Source organism: Corynebacterium pseudokroppenstedtii (genome assembly GCF_019754945.1).
In the GTDB taxonomy this organism is placed as follows: Bacteria; Actinomycetota; Actinomycetes; order Mycobacteriales; family Mycobacteriaceae; genus Corynebacterium; species Corynebacterium pseudokroppenstedtii.
In genome coordinates this window covers 16,652-40,196 of sequence record NZ_JAEUWU010000002.1, presented here as the reverse complement: position 1 = coordinate 40,196, position 23,545 = coordinate 16,652, and the positions used below count along the sequence as shown (strand labels likewise).

At 56.0% G+C, this 23,545-nt stretch carries 20 protein-coding genes; 10 read left to right on the top strand and 10 right to left on the bottom strand.

Annotated elements, in window-relative coordinates; all coding sequences use genetic code 11:
* Window positions 1-71 precede the first annotated feature (71 nt).
* Complete coding sequence (locus tag JMN36_RS03155; RefSeq protein WP_204087531.1) at window positions 72-2,099, bottom strand: beta-glucoside-specific PTS transporter subunit IIABC; 2,028 nt, start codon at window positions 2,097-2,099, stop codon at window positions 72-74.
* A 438-nt stretch (window positions 2,100-2,537) separates the two neighbouring features.
* On the opposite strand from JMN36_RS03155, the gene infA reads away from it, so the two are divergent.
* The 6 genes from infA to rplQ all read left to right on the top strand — a co-directional run bounded on the left by infA (window position 2,538) and on the right by rplQ (window position 6,152).
* Window positions 2,538-2,759, top strand: a complete 222-nt coding sequence (gene infA / locus JMN36_RS03150; RefSeq protein ID WP_012732387.1) for a translation initiation factor IF-1 — start codon at window positions 2,538-2,540, stop codon at window positions 2,757-2,759.
* Window positions 2,760-3,034: 275 nt separating this feature from the next.
* Window positions 3,035-3,403, top strand: a complete 369-nt coding sequence (rpsM, locus tag JMN36_RS03145; protein ID WP_012732386.1) for a 30S ribosomal protein S13 — start codon at window positions 3,035-3,037, stop codon at window positions 3,401-3,403.
* Window positions 3,404-3,406: 3 nt separating this feature from the next.
* A complete protein-coding gene (gene rpsK / locus JMN36_RS03140; RefSeq protein WP_012732385.1) occupies window positions 3,407-3,811 on the top strand; it encodes a 30S ribosomal protein S11 in 405 nt (134 codons plus the stop codon).
* A gap of 20 nt (window positions 3,812-3,831) precedes the next feature.
* The gene (rpsD, locus tag JMN36_RS03135; protein WP_012732384.1) at window positions 3,832-4,437 is read left to right on the top strand and encodes a 30S ribosomal protein S4; all 606 of its coding nucleotides are present in this window, start codon (window positions 3,832-3,834) and stop codon (window positions 4,435-4,437) included.
* A 127-nt stretch (window positions 4,438-4,564) separates the two neighbouring features.
* A complete protein-coding gene (locus JMN36_RS03130) occupies window positions 4,565-5,578 on the top strand; it encodes a DNA-directed RNA polymerase subunit alpha (protein ID WP_012732383.1) in 1,014 nt (337 codons plus the stop codon).
* A 133-nt stretch (window positions 5,579-5,711) separates the two neighbouring features.
* Window positions 5,712-6,152, top strand: coding sequence for a 50S ribosomal protein L17 (rplQ, locus tag JMN36_RS03125; RefSeq protein WP_046202896.1), 441 nt, complete (start codon window positions 5,712-5,714; stop codon window positions 6,150-6,152).
* 145 nt (window positions 6,153-6,297) lie between these two features.
* Here the strand turns inward: rplQ and JMN36_RS03120 are convergent, their stop codons facing one another.
* The 4 genes from JMN36_RS03120 to JMN36_RS03105 all read right to left on the bottom strand — a co-directional run bounded on the left by JMN36_RS03120 (window position 6,298) and on the right by JMN36_RS03105 (window position 10,363).
* On the bottom strand, window positions 6,298-7,449 hold the full coding sequence (locus JMN36_RS03120) for a glycosyltransferase family 87 protein (protein WP_204087530.1): 1,152 nt from the start codon (window positions 7,447-7,449) through the stop codon (window positions 6,298-6,300).
* Between the two features lie 440 nt (window positions 7,450-7,889).
* Window positions 7,890-8,477, bottom strand: a complete 588-nt coding sequence (locus JMN36_RS03115; RefSeq protein ID WP_204087529.1) for a hypothetical protein — start codon at window positions 8,475-8,477, stop codon at window positions 7,890-7,892.
* A 264-nt stretch (window positions 8,478-8,741) separates the two neighbouring features.
* A complete protein-coding gene (locus JMN36_RS03110) occupies window positions 8,742-9,419 on the bottom strand; it encodes a hypothetical protein (protein WP_204087528.1) in 678 nt (225 codons plus the stop codon).
* Between the two features lie 260 nt (window positions 9,420-9,679).
* Complete coding sequence (locus tag JMN36_RS03105) at window positions 9,680-10,363, bottom strand: hypothetical protein (protein WP_221923840.1); 684 nt, start codon at window positions 10,361-10,363, stop codon at window positions 9,680-9,682.
* A 143-nt stretch (window positions 10,364-10,506) separates the two neighbouring features.
* Here JMN36_RS03105 and truA point away from each other — a divergent pair, with 143 nt between their 5' ends.
* Entirely contained in the window at window positions 10,507-11,403 is an 897-nt protein-coding gene (truA, locus tag JMN36_RS03100; protein ID WP_412728554.1) for a tRNA pseudouridine(38-40) synthase TruA, read from the top strand.
* Here the strand turns inward: truA and JMN36_RS03095 are convergent.
* The 3 genes from JMN36_RS03095 to JMN36_RS03085 form a co-directional block, all read right to left on the bottom strand.
* Window positions 11,356-12,381, bottom strand: coding sequence for a hypothetical protein (locus JMN36_RS03095; RefSeq protein ID WP_221923839.1), 1,026 nt, complete (start codon window positions 12,379-12,381; stop codon window positions 11,356-11,358). The genes truA and JMN36_RS03095 overlap by 48 nt on opposite strands.
* A gap of 82 nt (window positions 12,382-12,463) precedes the next feature.
* Window positions 12,464-14,212 carry a hypothetical protein gene (locus tag JMN36_RS03090; protein ID WP_204087525.1) on the bottom strand — a complete coding sequence of 583 codons (1,749 nt, stop codon included), beginning with the start codon at window positions 14,210-14,212 and terminating at the stop codon, window positions 12,464-12,466.
* Window positions 14,209-15,045 carry an ABC transporter ATP-binding protein gene (locus JMN36_RS03085; protein WP_221923838.1) on the bottom strand — a complete coding sequence of 279 codons (837 nt, stop codon included), beginning with the start codon at window positions 15,043-15,045 and terminating at the stop codon, window positions 14,209-14,211. Before JMN36_RS03085 ends, JMN36_RS03090 begins: the two co-directional genes overlap by 4 nt.
* Window positions 15,046-15,163: 118 nt before the next feature.
* Between JMN36_RS03085 and JMN36_RS03080 the strand changes: the two genes are divergently transcribed.
* The gene (locus tag JMN36_RS03080) at window positions 15,164-16,987 is read left to right on the top strand and encodes a type VII secretion protein EccB (protein WP_204087523.1); all 1,824 of its coding nucleotides are present in this window, start codon (window positions 15,164-15,166) and stop codon (window positions 16,985-16,987) included.
* Here the strand turns inward: JMN36_RS03080 and JMN36_RS03075 are convergent.
* The gene (locus JMN36_RS03075; protein ID WP_204087522.1) at window positions 16,962-18,368 is read right to left on the bottom strand and encodes a S8 family serine peptidase; all 1,407 of its coding nucleotides are present in this window, start codon (window positions 18,366-18,368) and stop codon (window positions 16,962-16,964) included. The two genes, JMN36_RS03080 and JMN36_RS03075, sit on opposite strands and share 26 nt — an antisense overlap.
* Window positions 18,369-18,373: 5 nt before the next feature.
* The gene (locus JMN36_RS03070; RefSeq protein ID WP_204087521.1) at window positions 18,374-20,278 is read right to left on the bottom strand and encodes an EsaB/YukD family protein; all 1,905 of its coding nucleotides are present in this window, start codon (window positions 20,276-20,278) and stop codon (window positions 18,374-18,376) included.
* A 127-nt stretch (window positions 20,279-20,405) separates the two neighbouring features.
* Between JMN36_RS03070 and JMN36_RS03065 the strand changes: the two genes are divergently transcribed.
* Together JMN36_RS03065 and JMN36_RS03060 are read left to right on the top strand one after the other, a co-directional pair.
* Window positions 20,406-21,941 (top strand): hypothetical protein, encoded by a 1,536-nt coding sequence (locus tag JMN36_RS03065; protein WP_221923837.1) that lies wholly within the window; start codon window positions 20,406-20,408, stop codon window positions 21,939-21,941.
* Window positions 21,920-23,422 (top strand): recombinase family protein, encoded by a 1,503-nt coding sequence (locus JMN36_RS03060; protein WP_046202906.1) that lies wholly within the window; start codon window positions 21,920-21,922, stop codon window positions 23,420-23,422. Before JMN36_RS03065 ends, JMN36_RS03060 begins: the two co-directional genes overlap by 22 nt.
* The last annotated feature ends 123 nt before the right edge of the window (window positions 23,423-23,545 follow it).

Genomic DNA, 23,545 nt, shown 5'->3' with positions numbered 1-23,545 from the left:
TCCTTTCGATGGTGTGCCTCATTGCTGTGGGGTGACGTAGTTATTACTGCTGCGGTTGTTTTGTCATCGTCCTACGGAGTGACGGTGAATAACACATCATGGCTTACAGAACGGCCAGCGGAGACGTCCAGTGAAACGTCGGCAAGCTTCCGTGAATTGGTGACCACGACCACCGTGGTGTCGTCGTACCCGGATTGCGCAATGGCTCCAAGGTCCGCCGTTCCCAAAGGTTGTCCGGTTGTCACATGGTCCCCCCTTGACACGGATGTAGTGAAACCTTCACCGTTCATTCTTACCGTATCCACGCCGACGTGAATAAGAATCTCAATGCCCGAGGCGGATCGGATGCCGTACGCGTGGCCTGAACGTGGAGCCGCAATAACGGTGCCTTCTATCGGAGAAGTGATAACCCCTGAAGATGGTCTGATACCAACGCCTGTTCCCATCGCGCCCGAGGCGAATACTTTGTCCGGAACATTTTTAAGATCAACGACAGTGCCCTCTATAGGGGATACCACTGCTGCCGACATTGCAATATCAGCGGTGGAGCGCTCTGCGGACGCTACAGGAGAAACCATGGGGCCCGGGTGTTCCGTCGGCTCCGCTTCGTGCACATCCGCGTGAGTGGGTTGCGCAGCAAGCTCCTGGCTGGCCGGTTGTGTTTCGTGTGCCGGGGTAGCGATTGTCTGATCAAATTTCTTCTCGGCGTACGGAACAAGGAACCAGCTGGTAACGAATGCAATCACGATTGCCGTTCCAGAACCTATGAGCTGGGCGGCGAAGGAACCGATACTCGTCGTGGCAGGTAAAGCCAACAGGGACGGGAACACATACGTGCTCAGTGCGTTCTTTCCCTGCGCAATGATGGCTCCACCGATGGCACCGCCCACACAACCGGCATAGAAGGGATATTTCAACGGCAGGTTCACGCCGTAGATAATTGGTTCAGTTACCCCCGCGAGGAAACCGGAGATAGTTCCGGCTCCGGCCACTTTTCTTCGCGCGGAGTTTTTAGAACGAACCCATACTGCGGCTGCTGCAGCTGCTTGGGCGAGTACTGCTGCCATGAGCGGTGCGGCCATGACTATCCGCCCATCGACCGCGAGTTCGTTGAGGAAAATCGGTTGAAAAGCCCAATGTAGGCCGAAGATAACGAGAACCTGCCAGAATGCGCCCATGATGGCTCCGCCGAGCCACGGGGCAACGCGGAATACACCATTCACACCATCGGCGATGGCCTCTGACAGCCACGTCATTGCAGGCCCAATAGTGAGTAGTGTCAATGGCACCATGATGCCAACAACAAGGAGCGGGGTAAAGAAGTTACGAATCGCGCCGGGAAGTATTCTCTCTAACCAGTGCTGAAGATATGCTGCTATCCATACCGCCACGATGGGAGCCAAGACAGACGACGTGTACGTCGCCGTTTTCAGTGGAATACCCAAGAAATGCACGTCATTCCGACTCCCAATTTCTACGATGGCTGGATAAACCAGCGGGGCAACCGTGGCCATCGCGATGAATATATCTGCTTTGAATTTTCGGGCTGCTGTGACAGCCAGGAACAGTGGGAGGAAGTAGAAGAAGCCGTCGAATGCGGCGTTGAACACGCGGTAGGTATCAGAGCTCTCTGAGAGCACACCTAAGGTTGTAAACAAGGTCAAAAAGGCCTTGCCAAGACCTAAACCTGCTAGGCACCAGACGATGGGGCTAAATAACGCAGAGATGAGATCCATGAAGGCATTGACCGGGTTTTTCTTTCCTGAATCATCATCGTCGAGCTCCGTGGTAGAGCCGTCGGTGTCAACCGGGTCAGTATCCCCCTTGATGCCTTTTATCTGCATGTGAGGTTGTGCAATGACTGCTTGGTATGCAAGTGGAACTTCATTGCCGACGACAACCTGATGCTGACCACCGGCGACAACTAATGTCACCACATCAGGTGCGTTTTCGACGGCGTGTTTGTTCACTTTCTCTGCATCGCGGATCGCGAACCGTAGCCGTGTCGCACAGTGCGTAACGCTTCGGATGTTCTCGGGCCCGCCGAGGGCTGGAATAACGTGCTCGGCGAGAGGCACAAAATCAGTTTTTGTGACCATAACTGTCCTATTTCCTCTTTCGCGCATAAAAAAAGACCCAAGACGGGCCACAACGCGTACACATCGCGCCCGTCTCAGGTCTTGCCCCCATATCCTCTGGGGTAACAATCCTTAGGATCTATATTTCTAGAGTGCCACATAACTCACATCGCCACAAGCATTGTGTTGTAGAACACATAATGTGGTAACTCAGTATAACCGAAAGATACGTCCGTTGAGCGGGGGGTCGGCAGACTTATGGATGAGATGGTGTCGAACGTTGCTGAATTAGACGTTTTCGCAGGTTATGTGTATTATTTCTGAACGGTGTCTTTCAACGAGAACAAAGGCACCGAAATCTGCCTAGTCAGCCGGTTATAAAAGGCCTGACAAGGTGGTTTTACCTGCATAAACGTAGTCAACCAGATGCTTGCCGAAGCATCGGGAAACGTGGAGGATATGGCCAAGAAGGAAGGCGCCATCGAGGTTGAAGGCCGCATCGTTGAGCCTTTGCCTAATGCGATGTTCCGTGTAGAGCTGGACAACGGGCACAAGGTGCTCGCCCATATTTCCGGCAAAATGCGGCAACACTACATCCGTATTCTTCCCGAGGACCGCGTCGTGGTGGAGCTCTCTCCCTATGACCTGTCCCGTGGACGTATCGTCTACCGCTACAAGTAAGCAGATTTAGACCTATCAGCCTCCTCATCTCCGTAGGACGGTAGAGCTTCCGCGGTACGCAATTCAGCGGCCACCGCACGGTTCGAAAGACAATTGCCTGGTTAGCAGCGTGTTTAACCAGCTTGTTTCCGTCCCACGAAACAGCCTCTGGCCACGGTGGCCGGAGCCTTGTCACAAGCTTCAATGCGCTACTCGGCGCCGACCGAGCACCATTGACCAATCGTCAAGGACGAATGGGGAGAAAACCACCGTGACAACCGGAAGGATTTTGCCATATGGCACGCCTTGCAGGAGTTGACCTCCCGCGCAACAAGCGCATGGAAGTCGCTCTTACTTACATCTATGGCATTGGACCAACCAGTGCTAAGCAGCTTCTTGAGAAGACAGAAATCTCTCCTGACCTGCGTACCGACGCTCTGACCGACGATCAGGTCGCGAAGCTTCGTGATGCTATTGAGGCCGAGTACACCGTCGAAGGTGACCTCCGCCGCCAGGTTCAAGCTGACATTCGTCGGAAGATTGAAATCGGCAGCTACCAGGGTCTCCGCCACCGTCGTGGCCTGCCCGTTCGCGGTCAGCGCACCAAGACGAACGCTCGTACCCGTAAAGGCCCGAAGAAGACGATCGCAGGAAAGAAGAAGTAATTTATGCCTCCGAAGACTCGTTCCGGCGCACGCCGTTCTGGCCGTCGCGTCGTCAAGAAGAATGTGGCCAACGGCCACGCCTACATCAAGTCCACTTTCAACAACACCATCGTGTCCATCACGGACCCCAACGGTGCTGTTATCTCTTGGGCTTCCTCCGGACACGTCGGGTTCAAAGGATCCCGTAAGTCCACCCCCTTCGCCGCACAGATGGCCGCAGAATCCGCAGCTCGCAAGGCTCAGGAGCACGGCCTGAAGAAGGTTGAAGTTTTCGTCAAGGGCCCGGGGTCAGGTCGTGAGACCGCCATCCGTTCCCTGCAAGCAGCCGGCTTGGAAGTCAATTCCATCTCCGACGTCACGCCTCAGCCGCACAACGGCTGCCGTCCGCCGAAGCGTCGCCGCGTTTAAGGGAAGAGGAGAGATAAACAATGGCCCGTTATACCGGTCCCGCAACACGTAAATCCCGCCGTCTCCGCGTCGACCTCGTCGGTGGAGACGCCAACTTCGAGCGCCGCCCCTACCCTCCGGGACAGGCTGGCCGCGCTCGGATCAAAGAATCCGAATACCTGCTCCAGCTGCAGGAGAAGCAGAAAGCACGCTTCACCTACGGCATCATGGAAAAGCAGTTCCGCCGTTACTACGCCGAAGCGCACCGTCGCCCCGGCAAAACCGGTGACAACCTGATGGTCCTCCTGGAGTCCCGCCTGGACAACGTCGTCTACCGTGCTGGCCTTGCCCGCACGCGTCGCCAGGCACGCCAGCTGGTTTCCCACGGTCACTTCACCGTTAACGGCAAGAAGGTCAACGTTCCGTCCTTCCAGGTTTCTCAGTACGACATCATCGACGTGCGTGAGAAGTCCCGGAAGATGGTCTGGTTCGACGAAGCACAAGAAGCTCTTGCCGACGCCGTTGTGCCCGCATGGCTTCAGGTTGTTCCGTCAACCCTGCGCATCCTCGTGCACCAGCTGCCCGAGCGCGCTCAGATCGAGGTTCCGATCCAGGAACAGCTGATCGTCGAGTTCTACTCGAAGTAACAGCATCGCCGCTGTCGGCAATGCTGCTGTGGCCTGTATCGGGCACAGCGTTCATCGTCGCCACGGTTTATTCCACTTGTCCCTTCCAGGCGTCATATAGCGGTCGCCACCAGGAGGAATTACATTCATGCTCATTTCACAGCGCCCACAGTTGACTGAGGAATACATTGATTCCTCGCGCTCACGGTTCGTCATCGAGCCGCTCGAGCCAGGTTTTGGTTACACCCTTGGCAACTCGCTGCGTCGTACGCTGCTGTCATCCATCCCGGGTGCAGCGGTCACTAGCGTCCGCATCGAGGGCGTCCTTCACGAATTCACGACGGTTCCCGGCGTGACCGAAGATGTCTCCGACATCATTCTGAACATCAAGGGTTTGGTTCTTTCGTCGGATTCCGACGACCCCGTAACCATGTACATTCGCAAAGAAGGACCGGGCGAGGTCACCGCGGGTGACATCATGCCTCCGGCCGGTGTGGAAATCCACAACCCGGACATGCACATCGCCACGCTGAATGAGCAGGGCAAACTCGACATCGAACTCGTCGTTGAGCGTGGGCGCGGATATGTTCCCGCTGCCCAGGCGACCGGCGAGATCGGACGTATTCCCGTCGACCAGATTTACTCACCTGTTCTCAAGGTGAGCTACAAGGTCGAAGCAACGCGTGTTGAACAGCGCACCGACTTCGACCGCCTGGTTATCGACGTCGAGACCAAGAATTCCATCACTGCCCGCGATGCAATGGCATCCGCTGGTGGAACCCTGGTTGAGCTCTTCGGACTCGCCCGCGAACTGAACACCGCTGCTGAAGGCATCGAGATTGGCCCCTCCCCGCAGGAGAGCGAGCACATCCAGGCCTACGGCATGCCCATTGAGGACCTGAACTTCTCCGTGCGCAGCTACAACTGTTTGAAGCGCGAAGAAATCCACACGGTCGGTGAATTGGCATCGCGCACCGAGTCCGATCTTCTGGACATCCGCAACTTCGGACAGAAATCCATCAACGAAGTCAAGGTCAAACTTGCTGGCCTGGGCCTCGCGCTGAAGGATGCGCCCGAAGGCTACGATGTGTCGGAAATCGAAGGCTATGACGCCGAAACGGGCGAGTGGATAGACACCGAAGGCGAAGACATCGCCGAGTAACTAGTGGTATCGCCTACTCTGACCTCCGCAGCATTGGCAAACGGTTATTCCGGGTTGGCCCCGGAAGGGCTTTTGCCTGAGGCGGACGAGTAGAAAAGTCGCTCACAATTTATCGTCACGAGGAGAATATTCCATGCCTACCCCTAAGAAGGGAGCCCGGCTCGGAGGATCCCCATCCCACCAGCGGAAGATCCTCTCCAACCTGGCAGCCCAACTTTTCGAACACGGCGCTATCCGCACGACAGACGCCAAAGCTAAGTTGCTGCGGCCGTACGCCGAGAAGCTCATCACCAAGGCGAAGTCCGGCACCCTCGCTGATCGTCGCAACGTCGCGAAGTTGATCCCGAACAAAGAGATCATCTCTGTACTTTTCGACGACATCGCGCCGAAGGTTGCCGACCGCAACGGTGGCTACACCCGCATCATCAAGCTGGAGAACCGCAAGGGCGACAACGCCCCCATGTCGCAGATCTCCCTGGTCACCGAGGAACTCGCCTCCAGCGAAGCCAGCCGCGCAACCCGCGCCGCAGCTTCCAAGAAGGCTGAAGAAGAAGCAGCTTCCGAGGCGGAGTAAAGCGCAAAGAGCTCGCCGTGACGTGTTTGCGGTGAGTCTAATATAGCGCTTTATACAACAGTGACCTGCATGGATACGATTCCACGCAGGTCATTTTGCTATGTCTAGGGTGCCTGGTTTTGTGGACTACTGTGGCGGGTCGAACTCAGCCTATTGTTGCGGATGGTGCCGTGCCGGTTGGCTTCGATCTGCGGCGTTCATTGTGGCGTGGTGTTCTGGATTTTCCGTTTCCATTGCTCGCTGCCGACCTATCTTTGTCGTCGGCCGTTAAACAATAATTCTTGCCACCAATTAATACGGTGCCGATAAGCAAGACGAGCCACGAGAGCATAGTCCACGAAAAAAGAATCACTCCCACCACATGACTAGGTGAAGAAATAAAGGGATTCATGGGAAGAATTGATGCAAAGCCTGCACCGAGGACCGCGCCATCAACCCAACCCCAATACTTGATCGTAGCTAAAACGGGGACGAAGAATAGGGTGTAATACTGCTGTCCTAAACTTCCGGCCAAGATAGTAGCGAGGAGTAGCGCGGTTGATGCTATCGGTACAAACACCTGGGGCTTCGATGCGTAATACTTCCGAGCTAGATAAACGGCGAGAAGCCCCGCAATGACAACTATCGTGCGAAGGAGAAACACCGCGATCCCCGGCCAGTGCTGAGCTAAACCTACGCCCACGATAGATAAGTTTGCATACTCCCGGGGCGTTCTTATGTACGGCATTAATGTCGTGCGGTAAACGTCAGCGTCTTTAACAAGGATATAGCCGAGAATGTTAAAGACTATGGGCACCGCCACTGCGATTCCGAGCGACTTCCACATTCGTTGCACGACCACAAGGAGGAGTAGGACAAAGAAAAATGGTTTGATCAAACCGAGGAATCCGATAGCAAGACCTGCGTGAATTGTTTTTTCTTTAATAAGGCCGCTTAGGGCGACAGCAAGAACAAGAAAACAGATCCCGTTAACGTTGGAAAATGTCAGAGTATTCGTAACGTTTTCAGTGAAGTATGCCGCCGTCACCGCTGCTGGAAACAGAAAATCACCTAATGTGTGTTCCGCAACACGGAAAAGAAGAGCTATTCCGACGATGATGGCGGCGGAGTTTGCCAGAATAAACCACCAGCGGGATGTTTCTACATCACTTGATATCAACCCCACGGGCGAAAGAAGAACCGTGGCGCCAGGAGAATACAAGTAATGAGGGGCCCGTGTCGATAAGTCTTCGATGTACACCGGATGCCCGTGGACGAAGTTAACTAACGCTCTGTGGAGGTTGGAGAAATCGTCCACTCGGTCCGGAGTGTTGAATGGCTTGATAAAACTCCGCCACAGTACTGTTACCAGGCAAAACGCCCAGGCTGCGACCGTCGGACCATGGATATTCTGAAGTGGGCTATGGGCGTGGGGCCGAGGTTTACTCTTCCAGTCATAGTTGGACTGGTGTTTGCGACGGGGTTGTTGCACGGAGTGTCGGTGGTTCGCGCCGTTATCAACGTCTGTTTTGTGGGACGCATGTCTAGCATGAGTTGACGTGCGGGACGTCGCTTTCGTTGGGGCACACCGGGGCATTGTGCAGTCTCCTCACTCCGGACAGCGCCGGATATCCACACATCAGTCGTCGAGTATTAACGGCGAATTATTATTCTCCTATTCTTTATATTCTTTACTGACGGTCTAGTATTACGGCAGATTGGGCCCGCCTTATTTATGTTCGCTACACTTACCTGCGGTTATGCTCCACATTCAGTCCGATCACTGTGCGTTGCCTTATATGCGGGCGAGTCATAGTCGCAGACCGCCGTCTTGATCACTGAATCGGTTGCCACGCCGTCCTCGACGGTGAACGTGATCGGCGTCCCGGGCTTCAACATGCCATCGTATTTATTCCCTTGGGGCTCGATGCTCTTCACCGTCGCCATGATGGTCCCGTTGGACGCGTCGCCATTTACCGAGTCCACCGTGACCGTTGCGTCGTAATCCTTACCCATCGCTCCGTAGTAACCGACGAACTTCCCTGTCCCATCAGGCTGAATCTTTAGGCTACGGCCATGTCCAGACCAATCGCCGGCAGCCCATCCGGCGGGTCCATCGGCCGCCTTATCCCCGACCTGAGAATCCTGTGCGCCCGGAGTTGCGGCTTTGTCGTCGGAAGTGGGATCGGAGCTGGTTGACGTCGTCGATGATGATGTTTCTGAGCTGGACTCAGCGGATGAAGACCCGTCGCTCGAACATGCTGCCAGGCTAAAGCCCGCGGCAGCGATAACGCCGATGGCGGCACAACGCGTGAAGCCTGAACGACGGCGATGAGTATTGTGCATGAAGAAGTGTCCCCCTTGGTAGGAATAGCAGTGATGGGATAGGGCACCACATAGGCCTGATAGCCAGGGCTATCTGGCCCGCTTTTTGGTGATGCCTTTGGAGTTCAGTACTGTCCCGCGTCAATTATGGCATCGTGGAGGGGGATCCAGGGTCACAATCCGATCACAATGAGATCGGGCGCAATGAGGTCGGGCAGAATGAGAGCGGGACGAGGGCTGAGCGCATGATTGAACGTGCGCATCAGCCGTCAGAAGTACGTTCGCCTATGCTCCGCATTCACTCTGATCACTGTGTGTGGACGTATATGCGGGCGAATCGTAGTTGCAGACTGTCGTCTGGATCACGGAATCTGTCGCAACGCCGTCCTTCACCGTGAACGTGATCGGCGTCCCGGGCTTGAGCATGTCGTCGTATCGAGTTCCTTGAGGTTCACTGCTATCCACTGTGGCAGTGATGGTGCCGTTCGACGGATCACCTGTCGCCGAATTCACGGTCACGGTTGCGTCGAAATCCTTCGCGACAGCACCGTCGCGACCGATAAACTGGCCAGTCCCATCCGGCTGAATCTTTAGGGTTCGACCATGCCCAACCCAACTGCCAACAGCCCATCCGATTCCTTGGCCGGTAGCAGCAGCTGCTCCACCAGCGCCACCTCCTGCCTCATTCGCAACAGGAGGTTGCTGTCTTTGTGGATTGTCGGCCCGGTCGTCGGGCGTTGGCTCCGCGCTTGTCGACGTCGCCGTCGATGATGACGACGGAGTGCTGGACGAGGAACTCGATGGAGATGATGACGACGAGCTACTAGATGATGAGACAGAGCTGGAGTCAGTGGACGACGACCCGTCATCTGAACATGCTGCCAGGCTAAAACCAGCGGCAGCGATGACGCTGATGACGGTAAAACGTTTGAACCCTGATATGTGGCGATGAGCGGTGTGCATGGACCTGTGTCCTCCTTGGAAGACCTAGCGGAGATGGGACAAGACACCACGCAGCCACATAGCCACGGCTATCGGTTTAGCCTGGGTGATGTCCATGGCAAGTTGAATACTATGCTGTATTAATTATTGCATCGTGGCGGGTTCTTCGAGGTCACAATCCGATCACAAATGGGGAGCAGGGGGAGGGGCGATTGATTGAACGGCCGCGGGGCCTCATGGACACATGAGTGGATGAGTAAATGCCGTGTCGTCTTACGTCGTCAGGCACCACACATGGGCATTGTCCCGTATTCGGCCTTATATTCAGGCAGTTTCGAGTTGCAGAAGGGTTCAGACCCTCGGTCACTCGCTATACCGTTTTCTACTTCGAAAGGGTAGATAGTTCCGGTAGTATCCCCGCTGGCATTCTGGCTACTAACCACCTTGACAGTTATGGTCCCTTTTCCACCGTCTCCGGAGGAATCTATGAGTTGAAGAGTTTCCTTAGTAGCTCCCACTCCTGTGGGGGGATCGGCTACTAGTTTCCCAGAGCCATCCGGATTTATTTCGAGGAGTCGTCGGTGTCCCTCCCAACGACCAACCACCCATGAGGGGACATCAACGGCAGCCTGATTCTCAGTGTCCGCGTTGTTTTCTTCTGCCTCCGAGTCAGCGTCTGAGCTTTCAACATCGGGGTTGGATTGGTTGTTCTCCGAACCGTCAAGAGTCGGGTTCATCGAATTGCCCGCGGTGCTGCTGTGGGTACTCGATGGAGCAGAAGTTGTCTTTGTCGATGTGGTTATCGAGGTCGTTGTTGATGAGCTGTTGTCGTCATCGTTCGAGTTACAGCCGACGAGTACTGTGCCCAGGGCAGCACTCAAACAGAGCGTAGCGACCCGTTTACGCGCGCCGAACGGTTTACGAGCAGGGGGCTTTGATTCGGGGAGCAATGAGGGGAAATTCATAGTTTTATCATTACTCACTAAATCAGCAGATGTGAAGGATTAGAAAATATGGGTTCGGGCACCAAGATTCATCGCCGAGTCCCATCAGTGCTGCTTTATGAAGTGTCTAACAGATTGCAGCCTCTAACAGCTACAGTGTCAGCGTGATTCCGAATGACAACGTCACCGCACAACCGGGACCGGAGCATACCGACACCACGAACGACCTGGTGCGCCTCCGCCTTGACATCGCGTATGACGGCACCGACTTTCACGGGTGGGCCCGTCAAAATGATGTTCGCTCGGTTCAGGGTGATATTGAGCAGGCTTTCGAGACGGTAGTGCGCCAGCCGGTCCAGCTCGTTGTAGCTGGTCGGACGGATGCGGGGGTTCACGCCTCGGGCCAGGTGGCACATGTTGATATTCCACGCGACATCCTGAACACACGGAGTATTCACAACGATCCGTCGACATTGGTTTCACGCTTCGCCCGATTGCTGCGCCCCGATGTCCGCATTCGCGCGTGTTCCTTTGCGCCCGACGGTTTCGACGCCCGTTTTTCCGCCCTCTGTCGCCATTACGTGTATCGAGTGACGACGAATCGCGCCGGGGCCTTGCCGACGCGGGCTCGTGACACCGCTGTGTGGGGCCGGCCAGTGGACCTTGATGCGATGAACAACGCGGCTGAGGTTCTCGTCGGCCTCCACGATTTTGCTGCGTTCTGTCGCGCACGTCCCCATGCCACCACCATCCGTGATCTGCAGCATTTCTCATGGCATGAGGTGTCCACGGCAGCGGAGCCGGACGTCTATGAGGCACACGTGACGGCCGACGCGTTTTGCTGGAACATGGTGCGTTCCATCGTCGGCGCGTCTCTAGCTGTGGGGGAGGGGAAGCGGCCGGATGGGTTCATGGAGGACATGCTGGCCCATGATTCGCGACATCCCATGGTTCCTGTCGCTCCGGCGGACGGACTGACGCTAACGGGCGTCGATTACCCTGCTGAAGATGAGTTAGCTGCCCGTGCGGAGCAAACTCGGGGTATCCGGTCGCTCGATTAACCGCAGAAGGTCGGACGCATCCATGACGGTGTGGGCCTCCCGCCACCGCTGCGAATCGGGCCGTCGGACAATATCGATAATCGTCTCCGCCGAACCGTGCGTGATCGCCCACGTGATAGAGGCGTCGCTGCAGTCCCAAATCTCCAGGTCAGCGTCGCTTTTTGGATGAAGTGAACTAGTTCGTGGCGACGATTGACGCTGCGCTGCGTCGAAAATCGAATTGTGATCGCATTCCCCGCCCTGGCTATCGGACGTTGTTCCACCTTCAGGAGGAACGACGATCGTGAATTTGGTTGATACCCACTCGCCGGGCGAATCAGTGATGACAGTAACGCGACGACCAGCTGCTCGAACGCAATCGGCCAAACGTTCGGCAGCCCTATACTGCAAAGAGCGATCGCCGGCCTGTTCGGCGCTGCTCGAGACGATGGCGATCCGGCCAGATGAATCGTGAAGGGCCACCGAACCAGTCGCAACGCTAGCCCGACTATGCAGAGCCTGGCTGTCTGGACTGTTCTGACCATCCTCAGCCAGTGCGCGGACGTCGCGAAGGTAGCCATCCCATCCAGGTTCTTGGCCAGCGTCGGGAGAAACCCAGGCTTGCCACCCGCAACTGTGAATATATGAGATGACCTGGGACGGATCTGCGGTGGGTAGCTCCACAAAGAGTCGCCACGTGTTGGTTGGCCGAACGGAAGAACGGCTGTCCCAGCCAGCGATAACGTCGGTACCAGTATGTGGCGTCGAGCTCAGCATGATCGGGCAACGGACAACACGGTGGAGGACTGCGAGCATCACGGGAGCGGAATACGCATGAGTGAGGGGATAGAGCTCGATGATCGCTGAGCTCTGGCCGGCAGCGTTAGATGTGCCGTAGCCTGCACGAGTCGATCCTGTGGTTGAGCCCCACGGCCATCGCCAGAATAATCCGATAAATATCGGGCCGACGCAGGCGATGACGACGAAAAAATCCCCCATAGATACCCCTTAAAAAATAAGAAAGGTGGCCGCCGTTGAGTGGCCAGAGCAATCTTATAAGAGATTCTGGAAAGCGGAAAGGCTATAAGAATTTCCGGACTTTCGCGAAAATCTCGGGATAGTGCGAATCAATTCGCTTTGCGGACAGGGCAATGGAGCCAGCGAGCATCGCGAGGCCCACAATCAGGGAATATGCCGCCGCAAACCAAGCACCGGTGAGGCCAATAAGTGGAACAGCAACCGCCGGACCAAGAATAATGGTGAATGCGGCCAGTGCAATAAGCATTGCCACGAAGGCAGGGCCAGATTGACGTCCGTTGTTCCTCATTGTATTAACGCCGGGTTTGACAGCGGGGAAGGGGTTATAGGCGGAGAGAAATAAGCCGACCGCGGGACCTGCAAAAACTCCACCGAGGCACGCGCCCGCAATAATCGCTTTCTGGTTGGGGGTGAAATCCGCGAAAATCACCATGATGACCAGGCAGGGAACCAGCAACAGGACATCGAAAATAATGACTGCAATAGCGCGAGCAGTAACGATATCTTTTCCGCGTGTTCCAGCTGCCATATGAACCCAGTTAGCTGGACCATCCATACCGATATCATTCGAAGCGAAGTTAGAGCTACCGACAATCGCAATATACAGGGAACCGACGATTAAACCATTGTTTCCCGTGGCAATCCCCATAATCAAGAAAATGAGCGCCATGATTGGGAAACTCAAAATGGCGTATTTAAACCGGTTATCTCTCACCCAATACTTCAACTGACGTGAGAATAGCGCGCCGACGACAGTGTGGGGAACTCCACGGAGGTAAAAAGAGTCTCGAGGGGAAACATCTTCAGATTCTCCCGACGTATTGGCGGCGGATGCGAAATCACGATCGACTGATCGCGACCACAGATATAGGCCGGCAATAATGAAAACAACTGTGAGGACGGTCCGGACAACGAGGCTAATCCACGCGTGCTGAGCGGCGTCGTCTATCATCGCCGGGCCTGAAGCTAGAGGTGTCCAGCCTGCAATGCGAATAACCCACTTCAGAATAGTGTCGGTTACCGAGGAGGCGAAGCCCGAAGCGAAAACCTGAATAACAATAAAAACAAAGAGGAACAGAAATGTGCCAATGAAATAGAGCCAGTTCCGGCGTGAACGGTTACCTCCACTAGAATTCGACGTCACAATCAGTGCTTGATTAATAACGAGGAGACACGAAATACCCAAAATTAATCCGACGATCCCAATGGTCGCCGTGAACCATTGACCAGTCGCATTACCTGACATAATGACAGCGACCATCGTGGCTATAGTGACACCAATAGCAATAATCGCACGACTTTGAACAACGATGGTGGGCAGTAACGCTCTCACCAGCGACGAAGGTTTAAGAGGGAATTGCGCTAACTTAGCTGGCAGAACCGTATTTTCCCCAGCTGGCCATATAAAAGCCAACACAAGGAGGGTAGTGGCTCCGAGTGCCGCGAAGGCGGTCCACGGATTGTCGGCGATAGGCCCACTCATATCGCTCGCCGGGTGCGCTCCGACCGCAGCCGCTGAAAACCGGCCCGTTTTACGGGCAATATCGACGCAATAGCTGGCCGTAAACGCGACTCCCCCTATTGCGTACAGCGTCGTCATAATCACAAGAATCCATTGACTCGCTCCCTCGTACCAGGACTTCTTCCATAAGCGCATATGCAAGCGGAAAACCGCAGAACGGATTTCCTTATCGCTAGCGTGAAATGGCTGAGACGGGGACGCGGATTGAGCACGTGTCGTGGGAGAACCCGCTACAGGCTCCGCTTTATTCGGATTAATCGGCTGGCTCATGATGCTAACCACCCCAAACTTCCTTCAGCGAGTCGCCCGCCACCGACGAGGTTGAGGAATGTATCGGTCAAACTCGATCCATTGCGCACCTCATCGGTTGTTCCGCTAGCCAAAACCCTGCCATTTTGCATAATCGCAACGTGATCGCACAGCCCCTCAACAACTTCCATCACATGCGAGCTCATAATGACAGTTCCCCCGGCTTTGACATACGTCGTCAAAATCGATCGGATAACTTGAGCCGATACGGGGTCAACAGCTTCCAGCGGCTCGTCGAGAATAAGAAGTTCGGGGCGGTGAATAAGTGCCTGAGCCAGAAGAATCTTCTTTGTCATGCCGGCCGAATAATCAGCGACAATTTTATTTGCGGATTCTTTGAGATCGAGAACATCGAGTAATTCATTAGCGCGTTTCTCGATGATTCCCTCATCCATTCCGCGCAGAGCACCAGAAAATTGGAGAAGTTCTTTTCCTGACAAACGATCAAAGGTGGGTAAACCATCAGCCAAGAGCCCGAATGTTGCTTTTGCGGCTGCGGGCTTATCCCACACATTAATTCCATTGACCCATACGGAACCCTGGTCCGGGCGGAGAAGACCGGTGGACATCGTGATCGCTGTGGTCTTTCCCGCACCATTAGGGCCGACGAGACCATAAAAACTCCCGCGAGGAATGTCCAAGTTCAATTGATTAACAGCTGGTTTTCCGCGGAAAGCTTTGTAGAGGTTACGGAATGCCATAGCGCACGATGTCGGATCATCCGAGAGCGGCGCGACATGGGGTGATGGGGTAGGGGTATCGGAAGCGGTGTCGTTATCCGGTAGGTTCTCCATGCCAGCCACATTAGCTGAAGATGAAGTTCTGTCCTGTCAATGATGTAGGTTATGGAGTGCGTAGCGAAGCCTGCCGACTATGCAGGATCTGCAGAATATGGGGGATTACGGGGGAATCATGCCAAGTTCGAACCACGATGGACCGGGTCACGACGACCACCAGCGGGGACGTGCATCTGCCGGTGGCGGTAAGGACTATCAGCAGCCGACGTCCAGTGCGCAGTTAGCCGGATACCGATTTGTTCGTAAGCAGCTGGAACAGGCCCTGGTTTGTGCAGATACCCGCATGGTTCACGACGTTCCCGGGAGCCGACGCCGAGCCCTGGCGATCGGTGTTGTACTGAGCGTTCTCGGTATCGCAGGTGCTGGGATTATGGCCATGATGCGGCCAGACCCCGCGATTGGAGACCACACGATCCTCATCGCAGCAGATACCGGCCAAATGTTCGTGCGCGTTAATGACACGCTCCACCCGGTGACGGATTTGGCATCGGCGCGGCTCGTGGTGGGCAAAGCGGAAGAAGCCCACCGAGTATCGAGCAAAAACCTAGCGTCCCTGTCGCGCGGGGAGTTTATCGGGCTCCGGGGGCCATCGGATTTGCCACCGCAGGGCAATTCGGAATCGACGGAGGGATCGTGGGGAGTATGCCATTCGCCGGACAACCCACGGTCATCGAATAAATCTCGGTCGGCAGATGGCCTTCGGTCCGCGAATAAGTCTGGTGCTCAGAAGATGCCGTCGCGCGCTCCCGGCGCATCGTCCTTGGTGAAGAAAGCTGCCTACAACGAGGCCGAAGGGGCCGAGGGTGAGGGGGCCGACGACGTCGAGAATGACGTCAAGCCCGGTCAGAATAGTCGTGGCACGTTATCGGTGGCGGTGGCTGAGTCCATGCCACTCGATGCTCGCTCGGCTATCCTCCGGGCAGAGAGTGGGATGTGGTTGATCAGCCCGGATTCGTCCGATGGACATCCGTATCGGCGCTCACTTCTTGCTAAGCGTGGTTCCATCCCGGAGCCGGCAGTTTCGCGGGCATTGGGCATTTCGTCGTCAATCATTCGGGATGTTCCGGACTCCTTTGTCGAAGCGATCCCCCGCGTCGATGATGTTCGTACTGTTCGATCATCCATGCCGGCCGGTGGCGAGTCTGGCTTACGGCGCCCCTTCGACACCATCGGTACCGTCATCATCGCTGACCAGCATGGTTCGTCCGCGGGGCGCGCGGCAGACTCTTCATCTACGCACCGACAGACCGTCGATAATCGCCCATCCCATGAATCTGGAGCCACTACACGCGACGATGCAGCCGCCGACGACGGTGACGTCTACGTTGTGCGTGACCACGGAATTGCTCCGTTAGCCCCTGTGCATGCCCGATTGTTGCTTTCGCGACCAGGCGTGGTGGTAGAGCGGGTAAGCCCGGCGGACATATCAGACATACCGACGGCCGACGAACTGAACTGGGGAACCATACCGGGGGAGAAGCCTGAGTGGGCTCCGCGAGAGGGGCGGCTCTGTGCGGGGACGGTAACAAGCCCACGCGAGAAGCAGCGACCCGCAACCGATGCCGAATCCGCAGAGGTGGGCGACGCCGACATTCTCACATGGTCGGAATCGACAACCTTCCCGCACGGCGCAGTGCCTGTCGTTCAGGCGGAGCAGGCGGTGGCCGTCGGCAAGAAAGAAGAGGAGAGGCTCACGCCACGAACTGCCGATTATTACTCCGGGCCGGCCCACGCGGTGGCCGTTGATACCGGATCTGGATATGCCATCGTGAGCTCCGACGGTCGACGCTTTGCGGTGGATTCGTTGGAAACACTGCAGATCCTGGGATTTCGTACTCCTACGGTGGCACCGTGGTCGGTAGTCCGGCATCTCGCTGAGGGGGAAATCCTATCCCGCGATCGAGCATCAAAAATTATTGTCGCCGCCGAGCAACCATGACCGCGGCACCCACCGCACACAGAATCGTGAACGGGATCGCAATCACCGTCATCACCATGCGGCGGTGGGAGTGGGGAGTAGCAGCAGCGGGCATGGTGATGTCAGGATCGGACGCTTCCCGGGACTCCGTGGGGATCACACCGCCGGACTCTGCGTGCCGACGCGCCATCCCCACCGCCCGAGCAGGATGAACCATCCCCGCCTGAGACCCAGCCCCCGGCGTTGCCGTTGCTGCAAGAATCTGACGAACATCAGAAGGACTCAAATGCGGTGCAACCTCCAGCATCAAGGCCACGGTGCCCGACACGAGCGGTGCAGAAAAGCTCGTCCCGACAAAAGGCTGAGGGGTTGGTTCCTCCGCCATGGCAGGATTCCGCTGAATCTCCGCAGGATCAGTGGCCGCCATAATCGGCGATGACCCCAGCTCAGGCCCCATTACCGGACCACCCGGGGCCGTAATATCACCGCCGGCAAGGGCATAATCCGCCCGCCGATGATGATCACCACCAACGGCCCCCACCGAGATCACCGTCGGTTCATGGGCAGGATAAGCATTCATTCCATCATGACACGGACCAGTGGAATTCCCCGCAGCCGCGACCACCGTCACCCCGGCACTCTCGGCACGATCCAGCGAAGCGCGAAGATGCTCGATCCCCTCGGGCTCCATCCGTGGATCCGTGCAGGCAGCGACCGAAATATTGATCACGCGTGCGTGCGCGTCGACGCTCTTATTAATTGAGTCCGCAACGCCGGTTAAGGTGCCCGTTTTTGGGGACCCGGTTGAAGGGGACGCAGGCTGCCCGCCTTCGCCTTCGCCAGAGCGCGGACGTGGTTGGGCATGAGCGCTCGTCTGTCGTATCGACAACAATTCAACATCCGGAGCAATCCCACGTGCACGCCCGTGACCAGCAATAATCGTGCCGACGATCGTTCCGTGCAGATCGCAATCCTCAGTGCCATCGGTGTCGCCCAAAAGATCCCCGCCGCCGACCAGCGTCGGGAGGTCAACATGACGATTCACACCCGTATCAATGACGGCCACCGTGATTCCCCGACCCGTTGCCAAACGCTGAGCCTCGGCCAACGAAGGTAAGGAATCCACAGGGGTGAGCATATCGGTGGCGAAACCGCGCCGGGATAACTCGATCTCCGTCAAACCACGTGAACATTGGTTCTCACGAGTGTCGACGTCGGCAGCGTATGACCGCGGAGGTCCGACTGACCAGGGAGAATCGATGATCGTCGACGATAAAACCCCGATCATGACGCATACGGACGCGAGGACTCGTCGTGAAGTAGGACTAACTTTCTGGCTGGTAGATGGAGCGGAGATATAGGAAAAACGGGCCGAGTTGGCGGCCTTCACAGAGTGCGGCATGACGATTACCCCAGCCCACGAATGACGGTGAAAATCCCAGCCACCCACAACGCGAGAGGTATCGCCGCAGCCGTCATGATGGCTTCCATAATCTCAATCGCCTTCTGAATCGTGGGGTCCGTTACTCTCCATTGCGGCAGGACCGGGATAACCAACAGCAAGGCGAAAACAGACGTTCCTGCTGCTAGAGCCACCGTGTGCATCGTCCCAACGGGATAATCCGCCAAAAACAGAGTCAGCGATGTAACGGCGAGGCACACGAGCGACGTTGCTCGGGCCAATGCCTGAACGGAATGCCGGGCTTGCAGGCGCGCGCGAAGCCCCTCGGCGATGGCAATGACCAGGATGAGCGACGCTGTTCCGGCCGACGGAGAGGACCACGCGAGGCATAGAGCAGAAAGAACGATGACGGCCGCGCAGCCCGTGGACATGCCCGTATGAATGTCGTGTGCCAGGTGGACACGGTGCGGGCGATCGGGCAGAGGTGGGCTATCGGCCTCATCGAGCTCACTCCCTGTCGACGGGACAGGGTCCGGACGAACCCCAGCGCACCGGAGTGCGAGCATCCCGGTCCACGAATGGATGAAAAGTGCGAGCAGCAGCCAGACGCAAAAAACGACTTGAGGGGTCACTAAGGAGAAGAAAGTTAGCCCCAGCGGGAGAGCCATGATCCCGGAAAACATGAGGAGAGCGATGGCGGGAATGATGTCCGATGATTTATTAATCGCGCCGGGAATTCTCCCTATTGAATTGCCCACCACTGTTGTGGAATTTTTCTTAAAAACGCTGAGATGAAAGAAAGTTACTGCTCCGCATACCAATGCTGTGCAGAGACAGCCGAGGGATACCGCCATCCAGGGAGATGACCAGCTCAGAGTGCCCAGCGCCCATGCAGCCGCCCACCACAATCCTGTTGACTCAAGGACGTAGGAACTATGCGGGGGAGAATTCCGAGTCCACAAGGATGCGTATTGCACATCAGGTTGTGATGGATAGTTTGTATCCTTTTCTCCGCTCCCATTGATACCCGAGGGCTTTATTGTGTGGTGAGTCTTAATATAAGCAAGAAATACGCAAAAAGAAGAGGAGAGTAAAGCAATAGCGACGAGACACCACCACGGAAATAGTGACGAATAAGCGAAGAGAGATAAGAAGTACCCATGCTCATCGGGGGAGTCCAAGGGAGGATTATGTCGGGTGATCGACGTAATTTCGTCCCAGAGTCCCCAATTCTTGGAAATCACATTGACCAGTTGGGGAATAAGTGACAATGCCACCAACGTCATAATCGTGATGGGTAAGATTCCGCGGTTAATGATGTGACCGAAAAAGTGATTATCGCGGGATTGAGATAGAGCTTCCGCAGTGGTGATGTGAATATCGTGGCCGGACCACGGACGCGTGGTTAGCAAGAGTGTATCGCCAGGTTGAACCTCGTAATCTGCCAATGATGCGTCATACTGAATAGCGTGTCCGCTACTGGTTATGAGCCGCCACGGTGTTGGTGGGGCGGCGGTGTCAAGAACTCGCCGTTCTCGGAGAGAATCCACCAGGTCACTAATTAATTCTGTTGCCGGTTGGTGCGTAAGCACCGTGACATCGAGACACTGTCGGTGGAGAGGTTCGCGGATATCGTCGTTGATTAAAAGGTTACTGAATAAAGAGTTATGTGCTGAAAAGTCAGTAGGGTAAACAGATAATTCACGGTCATCGTTGCTTGCCGGTTCATTTATTTCACCGCTATCGTTTTGCTGAAATCCCAAACTGGCGAATGATTCATCGGGCAGCTCAAGAATGATGCGTATTCGTGTTCGCGTTAGATCGATCCGTGGGCTCATCGTGAATTCGTTGTCTTCCCCCGTTTTATATGCGTTTGACCTGCGAAAATCGCGCGTGTTCGTGTATGGCATGTATCCCCCATTTCCCCCAAATGCTATGCCGGATAACAAGTTTCGCATATACTACCCACATTGCACAGTCTGAGGGGATCCATGCTGTGTTGATCGTTATCAGCCGCAGGTGGCTAGGGGGCATTCAGTGGGGAATTCATCCGCGCAGTCGGTGGTGTGTCGTTCACCTGAGTGTGCCGACGGGAAAGATGAATCTTCCACAGCGACGTTGAAGCAGACAGTCGTTCCTTACGCCGACAGATGGTGCCCGGAGCTTCCGGAACCTCGTGAGATCCCTGTCGATCAGCCGCCAGAGGCTCCGCGTTCCCCTCAGCAGCCGCTTTTTCGTCGGCTTTTGCCTTTGGTGATGGTGGTCGCGGTGCTGGGGATGGTTGCCATCATGGTTGTTTCCGGAAACGCGGCTAACCCTATGACCTACCTCTTTCCGCTGATCATGGTCGCGTCCATGGTGGGGATGGTGACGGGGAATCAGGCTCAGTCTGTCGACGAACGACGCCGCGTGTATCTGAGGCACATTGACCGATGTCGCCGAGAATCCAGGGAAGACGCTGAACAGCAGCGCTCCATGATGGAATTTGTGGATCCCGATCCCCATGCCTTGATGCTTTTTGTGGGAAGTGCCCGCATGTGGGAGCGGGGTTGGTACGACGACGATTTTACCCATGTGCGCATCGGAACAGCGTCCCAACGCGCGCGAACCCACGTGAGCATTGGGGAAACTAATGCGGTGGAAGATATTGATCCGATTTGTGCCCTGGCTTTGCGCCGCGCGCTCAGAGAATCATTGGTGCTCTCGGATGTCCCAGTGTGTCTGGCATTGGGTGACTTTTCGACGGTGTATATCGGTGGGGCCGACGGTCGGAAAGTCGTTCGCGCGCTGCTGGCTCAGTTAGTCACTCTGCATGGTCCGGAGGCTGTTCGGATTATGGTGTGCGGCCATCCGCGATCGTGGCCATGGCTGCCCTGGGTTCCACATTCGGACGGTCAGGAGGCGTTCTCCGATCCCGAGGAAGTCGTGAAGGCTTTGGACGAATTGTGGTCGGATAGGTCTGGCGCCTCTGTCTCTCGCGATGACTCTGGGCCTCAAGTTGTTCTCATTATCGACGGTGCTGCGCCTCTCACCGTTGCACATCACCCGGCGGTGACCAGCGTGATTGTCGTCGGCACGCCTGACGAGGATGTGATGCCGGAAACCCAGCGCCAGCAGCGTCGGCATGTGATGGAACAGTGGGAAGCTCACGCTGCGGACGAGGGCATCGCGCTTCGAGCTGATCATGGAATGATTTCTGCATTAACGACGTCGGGCCTGGATACTTTTGCCCAGGCCGATATGCTTTCTGAGCAGGAACTTGATGTTCTCGCCCGCTCGATGGCACGGTACACGCGGCCGACGGCTGACGTGCTCGCTGAGCACTCCTCGGAAGGAATCGACGAAGTAGAACTTGTGCTCGGTGTGGCGACACCTCTTCTGGTCTCACCGTCGTCGGCATGGATTGAAAAGCGGGGAGCGGAGCGTCTTCGCATCCCATTGGGCCTCAACAGTGACGGAGACCCCTTCTACCTGGACATCAAAGAATCCGCGGAGGGTGGATCGGGGCCGCATGGTTTATGCGTCGGCGCGACCGGCTCGGGCAATAAGGAATGTGGGTTTGGGGTACAATAGGGCATATGACAGCGACTACATCACAGCGTGCGGCGATTTACGCACGTATTTCGTTGGATAAGCAGGAAGAAGCCGGTGTGAAACGGCAAATTCACCTCGCCACTAAGCAGGCTGAGGCTGACGAGGCTAAGGTGGTCGCCACCTACGTGGACAACAACATCTCCGCCTTCTCTGGCGACCCTCGCCCTGATTACAACAAGCTTATTCACGCCATCGAGAACCACGAGATTGACGTTGTTTACGTCTACGCACTCGATAGGCTGACCCGTCGCACCAAAGACACATTGGCGCTCTTTGAGTTGTGCGAGAAGTACAACGTCACCGTCAAAGCGAACCGTGGCTACAACATTGACCCTTCAGACCCTGCATCGCGGCTCACTATCGTGATTCTTGGTCTGATTGCTGAGCAGGAGTCTATTGATCGTGCTGCACGTATCCGAGCTGCCTACGAAGACCGGGCCCGGACAGGGCGGCCTAAGACAGGCGGGCGGCGTATGTTCGGCTACGAGGCTGACGCTGAGACCATCATCGACGAAGAGGCCAAGGCTATTCTCGACGCCGCCGCGATGGTCATTGCTGGAAAGACTCTGCGCGAAACCGTGCGCGAGGTCTTTCATGCACGCAGTCTTACTGCGACTTCAGGCAGGCCTATGTCGGCGCCAACGCTGCGAGACATTTTACTCAACCCACGCGTGCGCGGCTTGAGTACGTTCAACCCAACTGACCCGGATACGGGGAAACGTCTTGTTAAAGATCGCAAAATCATTGGTAAAGGCAACTGGTCTGCGATTATCGACGAGGTTACAGGTGAAAAGCTCGATGCAATCTTGCGCGACCCGTCGCGGCGGCTCTCACATAGCGGTAACGCACCGCGCTATTTCCTCGCTTCTGTCCTGACCTGCACCTGCGGAGAACCGATGTATTCGCGTAGTCGGCGGAACACGGATGGTAAACCTCGTCGTTTCTATACCTGCAAGCGCTCTGAGCCGGGCGGTACCCATGTCTCTATCGGTGCTGAGGTTGATGATCTTATCGAAGCTGTCATTCTTAAACGCATGGAGCAACCTGACGCCGTGGATGCGTTGCGTAAGGCCTTGGCACCAGAGAACAACACCCTTACCGAACGACTCCAAGAACTTTCAGGACGGCGAAACGCGCTGTTGGCCAAGCGTGAGCAGATTGAAAATTCTGCTATCGATGAAGAGATTGACATGCCAACATTCGTGCGAATGTCAAAGAAAATTGAAGCTCAGATTGCAGGTCTTGATGGAAAAATGCGTGAACTAACGACCAGTCATGCTGCTGACCCCCTTGCTGTAGAACTTGTCGACGTGCCGGACTTTGCCAAGTGGTGGGGCGGTGCCTCTGTTGAGGATAAGCGACGGCTGACTCGGCTGCTAATGGAAATTCGCATTCTGCCTGGCAAGCCTGGCGCTAAGAAATTCGACCCGCACCGCGTGAAGATCACCTGGCTACAGTAGCTGTCTGTGAAGCGCTTCTCCGAGGGAGTGCTGCGAGAGCTGGCAACCAATCTGTCCACGTTCCTCGGGGGCGACACCGCTCAACCGTAGCGTTTGGGAAAAATTAGACACGACTCTCGCAGC